Genomic DNA, 15,752 nt, shown 5'->3' with positions numbered 1-15,752 from the left:
TGGAGCGGCCGCAGTAAAAAGCCGATCTTGCTTTTTATGGAGGGCGTGAAGTTTTCGAGGAGTTGGCCGTTGAAGCTGGATTGGGTGTATGGAACATGACACAGCGCAAGGAACGAATGCTCCCTACGTTCGCACTCATATTGAGGCTCTAAGGAAATACAGAACATTTCCTAAGACCCACAATAAAGCTGAAAGAGCCCGTTAGCCTCGACAGAATTTGTTAGGGGCGCAGTGAAAACCCGTACTTGGTTTTTGCGGAGGTCACGAAAATTCCGAGAGGCTGGCTCTTGAGGCCGCATTTCGAAGACGCAGAAATAAGAAGAGAAGTTAGGCGCAAATTCCTAACTTCTCTTTTTTAGCGTGTACATAATTTCGTTTCCGTCCGCAAAATCTGGATTTAGAGTGAATTCCAGTTTTTTGAGGAGTTGGGTGGAGCGGTTGTTGTTTTTGTGGGTTACGCCGTCGATTTTTTGTAAGTGGAGTTGCTTAAAACCGTAGTCGAGTACTGGAGGCAGGGCTTCGTGCATATAGCCAGAGCCTTGGAATCGCGGCAATAATTCGTAGCCTAAATCCGCGCGCGTCCCTTCGTCTGAAAAATTCCACAAGCAAGCTGTCCCGATTAGCTCGTCTGTTTCTGCTAGCGTTATTGCCCAGAAAATCCAGTTGTTGTTGTTTATTCCGACGTTTATTTTGTCAATGAAAGCTCCGGATTCCTCGAGGTTTTGATGCAAAGCGCGTTCCTGAAAAGTGGCAACTTCTGAATCTGATCGTAAGGCGAAAATCGCGCTAATATCTGCGGTGTTTATTTGTCTTAATATCAGTCGTTGTGTGTGGAGAATAGGAAATGTCATAGAATTAGCCTCCTAGTTTGTTTGTTCGAGCATAGAACATTTTTTGGATAAAAGCAACCACTTGGTTATTTACCTTTTAGTTTATTTAATCTATACTGTGTTGACAATATAGTTATCTTTTATGTATAATACGAGTTAAGATAGCTTTTTATTTGATTAACTATAAAGTTCATTGTAAGCGTTTTTACGAGAGGGAGCGATGCGAAATGTTGAGAGAAGAATATCCGAGACCGCAATTTGTGAGGGAACACTGGATGAATTTGAATGGGGAATGGGAATTTGCTTTTGATGATGGGGACGTTGGGTTGCGTGAGGGCTGGTTTCGTGGGGATACGACGCTTGTGAACCGTATTGTGGTGCCATTTGCGTATCAGACGGCGCTTAGTGGGATGGATGATCAGACGCATCACGAGATTGTTTGGTATAAGCGGGAGTTTGCGCTTGACGGGGATTTGGACGGTGGTAAGGAAGTGAAGCTGCATTTCGGTGCGGTGGATTATTCGGCGAGCGTTTTTGTGAACGGGCAAAAGGTCGGCGAGCATGATGGTGGGCATACTTCATTTACGTTTGACATTACGCCGTTTGTGGCTGTGGGTGAGGCTGTGACGCTAGTTGTGCGGGTGTTTGATCCGCAAAAAGATGAGACGATTCCGCGCGGGAAGCAGAGTTGGACGCCGGAACCGGATGCGATTTGGTATACGAACACGACGGGAATTTGGCAGACGGTTTGGCTGGAAACCGTGGACGCGCTACATATTGAAAAGCTGCGCATGACGCCAAATGTGGACACCGGCATGGTGGAACTCGATTTGATTTTTGCGGGAGGCGTTACCGGTAAGCGCTTACGTTATGTGATTCGTTTTGGGGAGACATTAGTTGCTGAGGATACGGTGAAATTAACGCAAAACCATATGCAGCGCGACGTGTCGATTTATCAAAAAAAGATTTTCCGCTCGCCGAACCATAATGACGGCTGGAATTGGACACCAGAAAACCCGAACCTTTTCCAGATTGAATTTTGCTTAGAGGATGATTTGGCGGTGTATGATGCGGTTTCGTCGTATTTTGGAATGCGCAAGGTGCACACGGAGGCCGGCATGGTTTATTTGAACAACCGCCCCTACTATCAAAAATTGGTGCTGGATCAGGGCTACTGGCGCGAAGGTTTACTGACTGCGCCGTCCGACGAAGCGTTGCGTCACGATATCGAGCTCGCCAAGGAAATGGGATTCAATGGTTGCCGTAAACATCAAAAAGTAGAAGATCCACGCTTTCTATATTGGGCAGATACGTTGGGCTACCTCGTTTGGGGCGAGTGTGCGGCGGCACCAGTTTATACAGAAGATACGGCGACCAGGTTGACTCGCGAATGGTTAGAAATTATCGAACGCGATTACAATCATCCGAGCATTGTGACCTGGGTGCCGATCAATGAGAGCTGGGGCGTACCAAATATTCACAACAATCGCGAGCAACAACATCACACCCAAGCGATGTACCATCTCATTCATTCCCTCGACAAAACCCGCCCGGTAATCTCCAATGACGGTTGGGAAATGACTGAAACCGATATTTGCGCGGTGCATAATTATTCACACGGCCGTGAAGACGAACCACAGAAGTACGCTGATTTTAGCACGATGATTCACGACAAAGAAGCCATTTTGAAATCCCAATCGACATTACGCGCCATCTACGCCGCAGGATTTCGGCACCAAGACGCGCCCATTTTGCTAACAGAATTCGGCGGAATAGGTTTTCAAACAGGCGACCAGACAGGCTGGGGCTACACATCCGTTAAAAACGCCGAAGAATTCGTCGCTGATTACAGCCGCGTCATGCAGGCCGTTTACAGCTCGAAAGCCCTGCACGGCTACTGCTACACCCAACTGACCGACGTAGAAGTCGAAATCAACGGACTACTAACATACGACCGCGAGCCAAAATGCGAATTAAAGCGGATACGAGAGATAAATGACCAGTATTTCAATCAAATTGTAGAGTAAAAAGCAAGTAGGAAGGGCATCCAAGAACTAATCCCCTTCCTACTATGTGTGAAATGTTTGCCAAGCCCGAGCGAAAGTGCTAGAATAAGTCTTGTCGGTAAAAACATTTATCGCACGGGTTGTTAGCTCAGTTGGTAGAGCAGCTGACTCTTAATCAGCGGGTCGTGGGTTCGATCCCCTCACAACCCATCCTAGAGCCTCAACGGATATCATGTCTGTTGGGGCTTTTTTGTGCGTAAAAATGTTTGTGAAAATCCTGAAAAATCCTTATGAAGAAAATTTAAATGAATTTAAGGAAGCGATAGTATATGGTTTAACTAACACGTAACGGATTTAACATTCCTGAAATGCTACCTTAATAGCTACTAAGAGTGTAATGTTATCCTTTCTATTTACGGCAAAAATTTGGAAGTTATATGCTAATATCTGTTATACTGTTATCAATGAAAGGAACGAAATAACAACATAACAGGAAGAGGGAGAAAAATGCAAAAATATAAAATTTTAAACTCAAAGATTGGAAATGGAAATAAATTGAGTGTGTGTGTTGATGAAAGCGGCGTCTTGTTTAGCAAAGAACATATTTTGGAGAGTTGGAAAAAGGGGTATCAAGAAAAAGTTTCTCGGAGTAAAGAAGAGATTGGACTACGGATGCCCCAATTTGGCGCGCTATCCTCAATAAGAGCGCATTGGGCTACATCAACCGCACCTGCTACAATTGTTCTGCCTACTGGAACAGGGAAATCTGAAACGATGTATACTACCATTATTTCAGAGAGAATATGTTCAACATTGATTATTGTTCCGTCCAATCTTTTACGTGAACAAATTTTTGAAGGGGCTAGTCGATTTGGTATCCTGTCTAAATTGGGAATGATATCAGACGAAGTCATATTTCCAACAACTTTACTTTATAAAGCGAAAGTAGATAATAAGGATGAGGGAATTCTTTCTGATGCGTTTGATAAGGCAAATATCATTGTTTCAACTCCAGGGATGATTAAGAATTTACCTGCCAATTTATTGAGCCAATTGTCCGAAAAAATAGAAGTTGTGATATTTGATGAGGCACATCATCTTGGAGCTCCCGATTGGAGGACTGTTAGAGAAAAGTTTTTAGAGAAAAAAATTCTACAATTCACAGCAACCCCTTTTAGAAATGATGGTAAAAAAATTGATGGTAAAATTATTTTCAATTATAGTTTAGGCTTAGCTCAAGAATCCCAATATTTTAAGCCGATTGACTTTTATCCTATACAGGAATTCGATGAGCATAAATCAGATAAGGCTATTGCGAAAGTAGCAGTGGGCTGTTTGAGAGAAGATATTAATCTTGGCTATGAGCATATACTTTTAGCTAGAGCAAATAGTCGTAAGCGTGCAGATGAATTGTTTGAAGGTATATATTCTAAGTATAAAGAATTTAATCCTGTATTAATTCATACAGGTATTCCAAGCGTTCAGAGAAATGAAAATCTAAAGAAAGTTAAGGATGGTAGTTCACGGATTGTTGTATGCGTTAACATGTTTGGTGAAGGTATTGATATTCCAACGCTTAAGATTGCTGCAATTCATGATAAATACAAATCATTACCAGTTACATTGCAGTTCATTGGGCGATTTGCCAGAACTAGCAATAATAAATTAGGGAATGCAAAACTCGTTACTAATGTTGCACTAGATGATTTGAAAGAATCTGTTGAAGAATTATACCGTCAAGATTCTGATTGGAATAGACTGCTTAATATTCATTCAAATCAAGCTGTGGATAAAGAAGTTGAACTTGGGGAGTTCGTAAACAGGTTTGAAAAAGGTCATGTTGAAGATATAGATTTATCACAAATAAAAATGAAGATAAGTACGCGAATGTTTAAAAATGAATCAAAGGCGATTTTTGAAGACGGTTGGAAACAAGTTTTAGATCCTGAAACTACCACACGATTCATTAATAAAGAGGATTCAGTGTATATATTTATCGAGCCTATTGAAAAGAAAGTAGTTTGGTCGGAACAAAAGGATTTAGTGGAATATGATTATGATTTCTTCGTTGTATTCTTTGATAAAGTCAATGGGGTTGTTCATATAAATGAAACCGATTCTGGAAAGGGAAACCGCCTTGTTGGTAAAATGTTTCCTCAGGCTGTAGACATCAAAGGTGATTCGGTATGGCGTATCCTAGAAGGGATTAACAGATTACTGATTGGTACTTTGGGGTTAAAGCAAGTTCCGAATGGTCAAATTATCTTTAGAATGTTCGTAGGTACAGATATTAAGTCTGGAATAAATGAAGCAGTGGTGTCAAGTTCAACTAAATCCAATATCTTTGGCTATGGCTATCAAGATGGGAAACGCATCAGTGTGGGCTGTTCTTATAAAGGGAAGGTCTGGATGCGATGGGTAGAGCGAATTAGCTTTTGGACAGAATGGTGCCAAAAAATAAGTGAAAAAGTATTAGATGATAGTATTGATACGAGTACAGTATTAGACAATTCGCTTGCTTTAGAAGGTATTGAAGAATTCCCTGAAGGAGTTCCCTATAAAATATCATTACCCGAAGTACTAGAGGTATCGAATTCATATGCTAAGCAGTTGTATCTTGCTAAAGAGGATAAATTATTTCCTTTTTTTCAAACAGTTGTAAGCAATCCCAAGCTCATAAATGGGAAAATACAATTTGGTTTTTGGATAAATGCTAGGGAGTTTGCTTTTGAGCAGATTATAGATGGTAATAAGTATTGTTTCAAACAGATAAAGGGCGAAGAATTGAAAGTGAAGCTAAGAAATCAAACCATTAGTATGTCAGAGTACCTTTATAAAAATTCGCCAGAAATATCCTTTATACAGGCAGATGGAACCGTTGTTGTTGTGCAAGAAAATCTAAAGACTGTAATTAAACCTAAGAAAGAACTTAAATTATCTGCAAATATTATACATTCAATTGATTGGGATGCATTAGGAGTTAATATTAAGTCGGAATCTCAAGGGAAGGGAAGGAAATCAGATTCAATTCAATATGCTACAATACATAATATTGTAGATCAATCATCGGATGTGATATTTGATGACGATGGATCGGGAGAGATTGCAGATATTGTTTCAATTAAAATTGATGAAGAGCTACGGAGAGTATCTTTTCATTTATACCACTGTAAGTATTCTGGTAGAGCTCTTGCTGGAGCAAGGGTTAATGATTTATATGAGGTATGTGGGCAAGCTCAAAAATCTATCATGTGGAATGATAATATATTAGAGCTTGTTCAGCGGATGATACTAAGGGAAAATATGCGACTTGAAAATGATAGCGCAACTCGTTTTGAAAAAGGTGATTTACAGATCTTGCATATGTTGAAAAAAATGGTCAAATCAGGGTTTGAAACAGATTTTAAAATATCGATTGTTCAGCCAGGAGTATCTAAATCCAAGATGACAGACTCTATGAATCAAATAATTCTATCAACGGATGCGTATTTAACGGATACTTATAATATTCCTTTAACATGTTATTTTAGTAATTGATAGCTATTAAGAGCGGTGGATAAAGTTTTTGTGTAGATTTGAATACCACGGGTTCAGAAGATGTTATCAAATTTATCACTCATACTTTTTTGTTTATTTGGGAATAGATGTCCATAGGTATCAATTGTTGTAGTAATGCTAGCGTGTCCCATGCGCTCTTTTATCGCAGTTATTTCCTCGTGGTTATCAATTAATAAAGCAACGTGTGAATGCCGAAAATCATGCAGTCTGATAGGTGTCAGTCCAGCAACTTTGCAAATTCTCGTAATCTTTTTCGTCCCAAAACATTCACGTATAGGCGTATTAATACTGTACTGAAAAACAGTAATATCTTTCAAATCGGTTATCAAATAGGATTTCAATAAAGCTTCCTGACGATCTTTCCAGCCCTTAAGCATCTTTGCTAATTTCGCATTAATAGTAATGTAGCGGTTACTATTAGTGCTTTTTGGCGTGGTGACAATATTCTCGCCGCCCACACGAGACATAGTTTTAGAAACATGAATTTCATTTCGTCCAAAATCAATATCCTCCCACTTCAATGCCAACATTTCTCCAGCACGCATCCCAGTTAGATAAGCCGTCGTAAAGAATACTTTATCAACATGATCTTTTTCATCGATAGCATCAATAAAACACTTGAATTCCGCAGTAGTCCAGAATTTCATTTTCTGTTTAACGACTTTCAACTTCTTAATCCCTGTACAAGGATTCCTAATAATAAGATTATCATCAATAGCGACATCAAACAGTTTTTTCAGCAAGATCATGTGTTTATTAATACTATTATTAGATAAACGTGTCTTCTCATCCTCATTTAGTAGCATATCTCTGAATTGTATACAGTCTTTCTTCTCTAATTTCGAAATTAAGCTCCCTGTAAAATGAGGCATAATTCTATGATTATAGTATCCTTTTTGAGTACTTACATAAGTAAGTTTTTGATCTACAGTATAATTCGCGAAATATTTATCGCCAATTTGGTCAAAGGTCACTTTTAAATTCGTCACCAAGTTATTTTGGAAATATTGCTGTTTGTAATAACTTTGCAAATGTTCGGCTTCTGCCTTGGTTTTAATGTTTTTTTTCTTTATTCTGCGCTGTTTTTGTACAACTGGATCGTATCCTAGGCTAACATCAAGTATATACCCCTTGTCGGTTTTCTTAATTACCATAATAACTCCTCCTATTGGAACGTATGTTCTTTTTACGAGTAAAAAAAATATTGTAATAATTGCAGTTATCAAAAATATTTTGGAGACGTTGATACGCGATTTCTTCGGGAATATTGAAGAGATCACTGACTTCTTGAACCAGATTATCGGATTCGAAATTGATAAATTGGAACATATGAATTGGTACGGCTAAGTATAATGAAAAATGGCAAGCTTCTTGCTCGAAGTTATCACATCGGGCTAAGTATTTATGATGGTCAAAATGATTATGGCTTAACTCGTGTAGAAATTCAAAATGTTGCTGCTTAGGAGTCTTCTGCTTGTTGATAGTGATGAGGCGATACTCATTCACGACAATGTAGCTAGAGGCGTTTCCTAAGCGATAGTCTAGGTTTTCTAATGTGCATATCCGTTCTATATTTAAGTCACTGGGTAATCGAATGTTTAGTGTCCTTAAGTATTGGGATGCTTTTTGTTCAAGGTAATTTCCAATGTAGTCTGTCCTCATGTTCCCGTTCACCTCGTTGTAGGGATTTATTTATTTTTGTCTCTAGTTTTTCTTTTCAAAGCTTCTATCATAGTTTCGATGTACTCTAAATCTTCATCTGTTAAATTTTCTTTTTCGAAATAATGAACAGAGACATTATCTTTTTCACCAGATGTAGGATTGTTTGTTCTTCCTAGCAAATAATCAGTCGTTGTCTCTAATACATCAGAAAGTTTGCCTAATGTTTCAGTATCAGGCAGACGAGTGCCGCGTTCATATCCTGAGATTGAGACATGAGTGAGGTTTATTTGTTTGGCTAATTCAGTTTGTGTGAGCTTTTTTGCTTTGCGAAGTTTTTTTATTCTTTCTCCTATAATGTTAGCCATGGGAATAGCTCCTTTTCTTTACTTTAGGGTACATTTATATTCTATATTAAACGTATGGGGAAAACCAAAGGGAACTACTTTTTGTCGCTTAATAGAAAAAAAATATTAAAATGTCCTTTACAAGTACAATTATTTATTATATAATGTACTCATAGGTTACAAAATAAATCGAATGAAATTAAAAGTTACATGGGTGAGGTGTTAAATTTGAAATTTTTAAATGCTAAGGAAGTCGCGAAATTAATGGGAATTAGTGTTTCAGGTGCATATGATATTATTCGGAAATTAAATGCAGAACTAGTGCAAAAAGGTTACCGAGTGAAGAGTGGCAAGGTGAACGAACTGTATTTCAAAAAAGTATATGGTTTTTCTGATTTAGGAGAGGACGATCCGCATGAACTACAAGCAAACGCATGATTTGATGAAGAAGGCGGTTCCATTGGCTCGGAAAATGGAAGGTGATTGGAATATTAGGATGAGTATAGCATTGCGTAGTGTGACGATAGACCACTTACTAGGGCTTCCTTTTTCTAAGGATACAATTCACCGTCTTTTGCAAAAAGGAGTCTCTTATCGACGTATCTGTAAGAATTACGGGGTATATCACCGTGATGTAACAGCGATTCTACAATGATTGCTTGGTGTGAGGCTAGACCACCAAGGGCAACCCGAATGACAGAATCGAAAATGATGGTAAGGCTGTTCTTTGACAATTACATATTTGTATAGTGATAGATGGCTATACAAAAAAAGAAACGCCCTGATAGATCAGGACGCTCCGATAAAACTTCGACACTTTTATTGTAGCGCAAATGATTCGAAATGTCACGTGCGATTTCGAGTGAATGCAGTTGCCACTTGATAAACGAAACTGTAGCAGGCTGGAATGAGCGTGTGCCAAGATTGCACTGGTGAAAGCAATCTGATGGTTATAATTAACCTACTATATACTGCGGGGATCTATGGAAGTGGAGAGCAGTTGATAAGCGCGATGATGGATACAAGAACCGAGCGGGAAATGATTTTTTTGAGAGGTGATATCCGAATATGAATGTAGCATGTGTGATTTCGGATGATAGATGGTGACTTTTCATAAGCTAGCGTATTTTATAGCAGATTATCAATTTATGGCGAACCAGCATTGTACAGAAGAGCAAGTGGTAGAGAGCTTGCATCAAGCGTCGCAAGAACAAGGTCTCGATCAATCATCTGGTTATGGGGACGATGTATTTGTTTATGGATTACCTGCTTCGGATGCGCGTGATGGTAAGGCGGTTTCTTTTATTTTTTACGCGCAAGAAGATGGGGAAGGTTTCCTGTATTCTGGGTGGTCGCAACGAGAATAAAAGCTAGTAAGAAAAAATGAGATAGCCTTTGTAACCTTGCAGAGGCTATTTTTTATGGATTGGGGCGTGGGAAATGGCTCTTATGGATGACTTGATTTATGAAAATGCTGTGGATATCGGTGCTTTCTTTAAACGGGATTATCCCACTTTATCGGATATGGATGTGCGAGAAATAGAGCGAGAAGCTGTTCGACGCATGTTTGCTTATCTAGAGGGGATTCGCGAAAATGGGCGTGAACCGAGTGAATTAGACGTCCTTTATGGTGCGGGAGAAGAAGCTATGATGCATATTGAAAATGAATTATATGAGCTCACTATTCATCGTCGTTTTTACTCGTTAGATCGTTTTATTGAAATCTACATCGAAGAATTGATAGCTTTAACAAACGAGGACGACAATTTTCTTGCTTATGTGGTTCGGCAAGAGGTGTCACATATTGAACGGTTGTATACTCAAACGCTAGAAAGTTACGAGGCTGGGGAAGATGCTTTTTATTTTGCTAGTCTGGTGTGTGCAAGAGAGGCTGCCGTTTGTATAGCGAATCGACTAGATGGGTACCGATCTGATTTTAACGAGGCGAGAGCTACGTATGGTTTGCTGTGATGAATATAGATAGGCGGTGATGGTGATGTTTAAGAAAAAAGCAAAAGTGGAAGAAAAGCATATTCCTTATGAAGCCTTTGCAGAGGGCTTTCGCGATAATTGGTTAGAGCCACACTTTGATGATGCTCGATTTTTTTTCTTTGTGTGGGATCGCATACAAACAGAGGTGAAAGCGAGTTATGTGGATTATTTAGAAACACCAGATGGGCGGATTCGTTCTCATTACAGAGATTTAGAGAGTATGATTTTGGAAGATAAATTTGAGGAATTTGTAGAAGCGTTTGACGAAGCGTATTCAGACGAAAGGTGGTAAATGTGTATGGAGGACATACAGGTATACATCGTGAATCTTGGTAAGTATACGGAAGGTATTTCGCAAGGCGCGTGGTTTACATTACCAGTCGATAAGGACGAAGTTGCAGAGAAGATTGGACTAGATGGCGTACGATATGAGGAATTTGCAATTCATGATTTTGTTGCGCCGTTTGAGATTAAGGAATATGAATCACTGGATAAACTCAATGAAATTGCAGAAGCTTACGATCGAGAATCGGGAAATCCCGTTGTCAAATATGCTGGGGATCTCGTCGAAGAAGGCTGGTACCCAGAAATCTTGGAAGCGCTAGAAAGTTTGGATAGTATTTGCGTGCATGAGGAATGCAACTCCATGACCGATGTGGCATATGATTTTATCGAAGAAAATGGCTATCTACGTGGTGTGCCTGATATCATTCAACAGCATATCGATTATGAAGGCATGGGTAGAGATTTGGAATTGGAAGGCTGCTACTATGATACGGGTGACGGTGTGATTTTAGAAATTGTATAAGAAGCGGAAAGGTATCACAATGTGGTGCCTTTTTTCATTACAAAAAAAGAAAGTAGGAGAGAATATGACATTACAAAATTTTTGTTTAAAGGAATCGGAATTTGGAACATTGGCTTTTAGTAGTCGGAAAGAAATGAATGATTTAACGACAGGCACGGGACGAAATCGGAAGGTAACACATCATTGCTATTTCTTATATGGGCAAAAACATGCAGGTGGCTTGGACGTTTTTGTACCTGTAGATGCCGTGGTACCAGTTTTGGAACACGATCAAACGGTTCGATTGGTAAATCCTGTCGTAGAAGGATTGGCGCAACGATCTGACGGTGGCGGTATTATTAACTGGGTCGTCAAAGTTGATACATTGGAAGCAGTCTAAAAAATAGGAGGAATGGAAAATGACAATTCGTATTAATAAACAAAATCCGTTAACGAGTGACAAAATTGATGTGGAAAAAACATTTGGGAAGCTATTGTTTTTAGGGGAAGATGGCGAGCAGATGGAAGCCATTGAAGGGGAATACACAGGTGCGATTAAAGCCTATCGTTATGGCGTGAAAAGTGAAGCGCAAAATGATATTTTGAACGTTTTCTTGCCTCCAACAGGTGAGCGCGTGGATCTGCCGTATCTAACCGAAGTGAAATTAGAAGGTGTGGCAATCGTTCCGTTTACTTCTTATTCTGTATCTGGGAATTTGATGGTTAACTATAAAATTGAAGCTGGGAGGATCACGCCCGTTTCAGGTGCTAACAAATCGAAACCACCTGAAAACACGAAACCTGAAGAAGGAAAACAAAAGTAAAACGGAGGCATAAGCGATGAAAGCATTTATAGCAAAGCATATTTACCAACCTCGTGGCACGCGGATTCATTATGAAACCCGTTATCTTCTTCGTCGAGCAGGGATAAGTCTGTTTATCTCTGCTTTTTTGATTGCTCTGGCTTTAGGCTTGTGGTTGGTACCAATTTTGCCAGCCTATCCGTTTCCAGAACTATCAACTAGTACGGGCTGGGAAGAGATACAGCGTTATATACAAGCCATTCAGTATAAGCATTTCTTATTGGTGTTGCTGGGTAGCATCTTGATGGGATTAGCGTGTCCATTTTTATGTAAGATTATCTTTTTTGAGCGGTATTTATTTATGAAGCAACGGCAGATGATTGCGGTATTTGTGATTGACCGTGGTTTATTTGATATGGAGACCAAACAAGTAGAGAAGGAGCAGATGTGGGATTTTTCATTAGGAAATCAAGCAAAGGCAAGAAAAATGGTGACGAAAGAGCGTGTGACATACTTCCCGAAAATCTATTATGAAGTGACGAAAGATAAAATGATTCGTATTCGGTTTCCACTAGATGGGCGGAAGTATCAAGATACGTTTTTGACATTTACGAAAACATTGGAAAAAACGCTCTATTGTGATTTGGATAAGGTGATTGATGAGGAAGGTTTTGTTTGTTATCAATTCATCTATGGTATTTCACGAGATCGTTTGACGATTCAAGATTTGGTATCGAAAGCAGGGAAGCTGGCACTCATGACACGCGTGATTTGGGATTTTGATAAATTGCCCCACATGCTGATTTCAGGTGGAACAGGCGCAGGGAAATCGATTTTTATTCTGTCGATTATTAAAGGTCTGCTGAATGGGGCTTGTCGAAAAGAAGATATGAAAATTTGTGATCCCAAGAATGCAGATCTGGCGGATTTAGATGGTATTTTTCCTTCTGTGTATTCGCAAAAAGGTGGGATACTCATGGCGACGCGGGTGTTTAAAGAAGAAATGCTTGCGCGATCTGGTGAGATGAAGCAGATGGAGAATTACCGTACAGGGAATAATTATCGTGCCTTGGGTTTACGACCACAGTTTCTGATTATGGACGAACTAGCTTCTTTTATTGAAATGCTGGATATGAAGGAGAAAAGCGAATATATCTCAAACTTGAAACAAATTGTGATGCTAGGTCGGCAAGCAGGTTTCTTTTTGATTGTTGGCTTGCAACGACCTGACACGGAATATCTCGGTGGTGGTATTCGCGATCAGTTTAATTTCCGTGTGGCGCTGGGTAGCAACTCTGAAATTGGTTACCGCATGATGTTTGGTGATGCGGATAAGCAGTTTGGATTTAAGACGGTCAAGGGCTTTGGATATGTGGATGCTGGGAAAGGCGTTATCTCAGAATTCTATAGTCCTTACGTGAACCCTGAATATGATTTCTTGGCTGAGTTTGAAGAAATAGTGTGAACTTGAAATACCTTTTACAGACATCCAATTATATCTAAAATTATGCAATTATGTGATATAATGAGAAAAAGGGAGGATGATATGTATGCTAAAAGATGTTATAGAGAAAGAACGTTTCGGGGACATTGACTTATCTGATAATTTTTTTAGTAGTCTAAAGGATGACTACCCAGGTTTTGAGAGATGGTTTGAGTCAAAGGAAGAGAACTCAGCTTATGTTTTTAGGGAAGCTGGAAAAGTTCAAGGTTTTCTATATCTAAAGGATGAGAATGAGGAAGATAATAATATAATTCCTAAATTCGAAAAGGAAAGAAGGCTAAAAATAGGGACTTTTAAAATAAATGCTCATGGGACTGTGCTTGGACAGAGATTTTTAAGTATTGCACTGAGAATGTTTATTGAAGAAGAGTTTCCTATGGTGTATGTCACTGTATTTGAGAAGCAAAAGGGATTAGTTGCTCTATTTGAAAAATTTGGATTCAAAAAGTGGGGAACCAAATCTAATGGAGAACTCGTTTACTTTAAAGATTTAGAAATACAAGAGGATCTTTTTAAAGATTTCCCTAGGTTTGAAGAAGAGGGGAAAGAAAAGTATTTGTTAGGTGTTTTACCTAATTTTCATACGAAATTATTTCCCGAATCTAAATTAAGTACAGAAAAGAATCATCAAATTGAGGATTTATCTTTTACAAATACACTAGAGAAAGTTTATTTGACTAAGATGAGCGGTATTCCTGTTTTGAAAAAAGGTGACCTATTGATGATTTATAGAACTGCAGCGGGTGGTAATGCAGAATGGACCTCTGTAGGAACCTCTATATGTACTGTTGTAGAATATAAAAATATAAATGAGTTTAATGATTGTGCTTCGTTTTTAAAGTATTGTGGAAAAGGATCAATTTTTTCAGAAAGTCAATTAAAGGATTTTTGGAGGAACAAAAATTATCCCCATGTTGTTAAAATGTTATACAACGCTCCTTTACAAAAACGAATTGTGAGACATGATTTATGTGAAAAAGTTGGGATGGCTAGAAACAATTACTTTGGTTTTTGTGGTATCCTAGATGAAGAGTTCCAAAAAATATTAGAATTAGGTGAAGTAAATGAAGGTTATGTTATCAATTAAGCCAGAATTTGTTAAAGAAATAGTCGAAGGTAATAAACAGTTCGAATATAGGAAGAGTATTTTTAAAAAAACTAATATCGAATCTGTTGTTATTTATGCTACCAAGCCATATGGAAAAGTAGTCGGTGAATTTTTAATTGATGATATTCTTGAACGGAAGCCTTCTGAATTATGGGATTTAACCTCTGAATTTTCAGGGATATCCCAAACTTTTTTTGAAGAGTACTTTGAAGGACGAGATATTGGATATGCAATAAAAATAAAGAAATTTATACCGTATGATGAACCACTAGATTTAAGTTTCTTTGAGCAGATAAAAAGTGCGCCACAATCATTTTGCTACTTATAAGGAGGACATATGAATTATACATTTGTTTCTGGTATACACGGAGCAGGAAAAACGACCTTATTACAAGCGCTATCTGGAGTGCTTCCAATTAAATGTTTTTCGATAAGCGATTTAATTCGACAAGGTGGAAATGTGATTCAACAAGAGGACAAATTCACAAAGGGTATAGATACCAATCAGTCTATTTGGAAAGAGAGTCTTAATAGATTAGAGTTAGAAGCGAATGACAAAGTTGTGCTAGACGGACATTTTGCATTATTAAATGAACAAGGATTAATATGTCCATTGCCTAATAATACATTTGAGGGTACGAATATGGAGAAGATTGTTGTTGTAACTGAAAAACCAGAAGTTATTCAGAAACGACTGGAGGATAGGGATGGGAGTAAGTGGAAATTAGATTTGCTAAAAGATTTTCAAAAAAAGGAAATTGAAGAAGCCCATAAGTTTGCCGAAGACAAAAATATTCCCATTTTTGTATATAACTCTAAAGAACAAATGCAAGAACTTGCAGATTTTATTGGTTAGAAATAAAATTATAGGAGGGATTAATTTTGACGCATGACATAAAGATTAATTCCGAGTATTTTCTTCCTATTAAACAAGATTTAAAGTGCTTTGAAATTCGTAAAAATGATAGGAACTACCAAGTAGGAGATACAGTTGTACTGAATGAGTTTTTTGAAAAAGAGCAAATTTATTCAGGTGAAAAAATAACGGTAAAAATTAAATACATTACTGATTATAACCAGAAAATAGATTATGTGGTTTTTGGTTTTGAAAAAATATGATAAAAAAATGGCTTCGTTCTTTTACTAGAATGGAGCTTT

19 protein-coding genes and 1 tRNA gene are annotated in these 15,752 nt (G+C 38.4%); 16 read left to right on the top strand and 4 right to left on the bottom strand.

Annotated features, from left to right (window positions below):
• Positions 1–341: 341 nt before the first annotated feature.
• Entirely contained in the window at positions 342–851 is a 510-nt protein-coding gene (locus tag HCJ66_RS15080) for a GNAT family N-acetyltransferase (protein WP_187133886.1), read from the bottom strand.
• A gap of 206 nt (positions 852–1,057) precedes the next feature.
• Between HCJ66_RS15080 and HCJ66_RS15075 the strand changes: the two genes are divergently transcribed.
• From HCJ66_RS15075 to HCJ66_RS15065, 3 genes are all read left to right on the top strand, one after another.
• A complete protein-coding gene (locus tag HCJ66_RS15075) occupies positions 1,058–2,857 on the top strand; it encodes a glycoside hydrolase family 2 protein (RefSeq protein WP_187133885.1) in 1,800 nt (599 codons plus the stop codon).
• A 116-nt stretch (positions 2,858–2,973) separates the two neighbouring features.
• Positions 2,974–3,046 (top strand) — tRNA-Lys (locus HCJ66_RS15070).
• A 297-nt stretch (positions 3,047–3,343) separates the two neighbouring features.
• On the top strand, positions 3,344–6,373 hold the full coding sequence (locus HCJ66_RS15065; protein WP_187133884.1) for a DEAD/DEAH box helicase: 3,030 nt from the start codon (positions 3,344–3,346) through the stop codon (positions 6,371–6,373).
• Positions 6,374–6,426: 53 nt separating this feature from the next.
• Here the strand turns inward: HCJ66_RS15065 and HCJ66_RS15060 are convergent, their stop codons facing one another.
• From HCJ66_RS15060 to HCJ66_RS15050, 3 genes are read right to left on the bottom strand one after another with little or no spacing between them, the layout of a single operon-like run.
• Positions 6,427–7,548, bottom strand: a complete 1,122-nt coding sequence (locus HCJ66_RS15060) for a tyrosine-type recombinase/integrase (protein ID WP_187133883.1) — start codon at positions 7,546–7,548, stop codon at positions 6,427–6,429.
• A complete protein-coding gene (locus HCJ66_RS16520; protein WP_187133882.1) occupies positions 7,538–8,056 on the bottom strand; it encodes an ImmA/IrrE family metallo-endopeptidase in 519 nt (172 codons plus the stop codon). Before HCJ66_RS16520 ends, HCJ66_RS15060 begins: the two co-directional genes overlap by 11 nt.
• A 26-nt stretch (positions 8,057–8,082) precedes the next feature.
• The gene (locus HCJ66_RS15050; RefSeq protein WP_187133881.1) at positions 8,083–8,421 is read right to left on the bottom strand and encodes a helix-turn-helix domain-containing protein; all 339 of its coding nucleotides are present in this window, start codon (positions 8,419–8,421) and stop codon (positions 8,083–8,085) included.
• Between the two features lie 207 nt (positions 8,422–8,628).
• On the opposite strand from HCJ66_RS15050, the gene HCJ66_RS15045 reads away from it, so the two are divergent.
• The 13 genes from HCJ66_RS15045 to HCJ66_RS14985 all read left to right on the top strand — a co-directional run bounded on the left by HCJ66_RS15045 (position 8,629) and on the right by HCJ66_RS14985 (position 15,713).
• Positions 8,629–8,838 carry a DNA-binding protein gene (locus HCJ66_RS15045; protein WP_222717530.1) on the top strand — a complete coding sequence of 70 codons (210 nt, stop codon included), beginning with the start codon at positions 8,629–8,631 and terminating at the stop codon, positions 8,836–8,838.
• The gene (locus HCJ66_RS15040) at positions 8,816–9,055 is read left to right on the top strand and encodes a hypothetical protein (RefSeq protein ID WP_246369244.1); all 240 of its coding nucleotides are present in this window, start codon (positions 8,816–8,818) and stop codon (positions 9,053–9,055) included. Before HCJ66_RS15045 ends, HCJ66_RS15040 begins: the two co-directional genes overlap by 23 nt.
• Before the next feature lie 493 nt (positions 9,056–9,548).
• Positions 9,549–9,767 carry a hypothetical protein gene (locus tag HCJ66_RS15035; protein ID WP_187133879.1) on the top strand — a complete coding sequence of 73 codons (219 nt, stop codon included), beginning with the start codon at positions 9,549–9,551 and terminating at the stop codon, positions 9,765–9,767.
• Positions 9,768–9,840: 73 nt separating this feature from the next.
• Positions 9,841–10,371: a hypothetical protein gene (locus HCJ66_RS15030; protein WP_187133878.1), complete on the top strand. Its 531-nt coding sequence runs from the start codon at positions 9,841–9,843 to the stop codon at positions 10,369–10,371.
• A 25-nt stretch (positions 10,372–10,396) separates the two neighbouring features.
• Positions 10,397–10,684, top strand: a complete 288-nt coding sequence (locus tag HCJ66_RS15025; RefSeq protein WP_187133877.1) for a hypothetical protein — start codon at positions 10,397–10,399, stop codon at positions 10,682–10,684.
• A gap of 6 nt (positions 10,685–10,690) precedes the next feature.
• Positions 10,691–11,200, top strand: coding sequence for an antirestriction protein ArdA (locus HCJ66_RS15020; RefSeq protein WP_187133876.1), 510 nt, complete (start codon positions 10,691–10,693; stop codon positions 11,198–11,200).
• A gap of 64 nt (positions 11,201–11,264) precedes the next feature.
• The gene (locus HCJ66_RS15015; protein WP_181675781.1) at positions 11,265–11,579 is read left to right on the top strand and encodes a DUF961 family protein; all 315 of its coding nucleotides are present in this window, start codon (positions 11,265–11,267) and stop codon (positions 11,577–11,579) included.
• Between the two features lie 19 nt (positions 11,580–11,598).
• Positions 11,599–12,003 carry a DUF961 family protein gene (locus HCJ66_RS15010; protein ID WP_187133875.1) on the top strand — a complete coding sequence of 135 codons (405 nt, stop codon included), beginning with the start codon at positions 11,599–11,601 and terminating at the stop codon, positions 12,001–12,003.
• Between the two features lie 16 nt (positions 12,004–12,019).
• Complete coding sequence (locus HCJ66_RS15005; protein ID WP_187133874.1) at positions 12,020–13,447, top strand: cell division protein FtsK; 1,428 nt, start codon at positions 12,020–12,022, stop codon at positions 13,445–13,447.
• Between the two features lie 85 nt (positions 13,448–13,532).
• Positions 13,533–14,573: a GNAT family protein gene (locus tag HCJ66_RS15000; RefSeq protein ID WP_187133873.1), complete on the top strand. Its 1,041-nt coding sequence runs from the start codon at positions 13,533–13,535 to the stop codon at positions 14,571–14,573.
• Entirely contained in the window at positions 14,551–14,922 is a 372-nt protein-coding gene (locus HCJ66_RS14995; protein ID WP_187133872.1) for an ASCH domain-containing protein, read from the top strand. The genes HCJ66_RS15000 and HCJ66_RS14995 overlap by 23 nt, the downstream gene beginning before the upstream one ends.
• 9 nt (positions 14,923–14,931) lie before the next feature.
• A complete protein-coding gene (locus HCJ66_RS14990) occupies positions 14,932–15,450 on the top strand; it encodes an AAA family ATPase (protein ID WP_187133871.1) in 519 nt (172 codons plus the stop codon).
• Between the two features lie 26 nt (positions 15,451–15,476).
• A complete protein-coding gene (locus HCJ66_RS14985) occupies positions 15,477–15,713 on the top strand; it encodes a DUF3850 domain-containing protein (protein ID WP_187133870.1) in 237 nt (78 codons plus the stop codon).
• The last annotated feature ends 39 nt before the right edge of the window (positions 15,714–15,752 follow it).

It is taken from the genome of Paenilisteria portnoyi (assembly GCF_014322795.1).
Lineage (GTDB): Bacteria > Bacillota > Bacilli > Lactobacillales > Listeriaceae > Listeria_A > Listeria_A portnoyi.
This window is presented reverse-complemented; position numbering and strand designations above follow the sequence as displayed.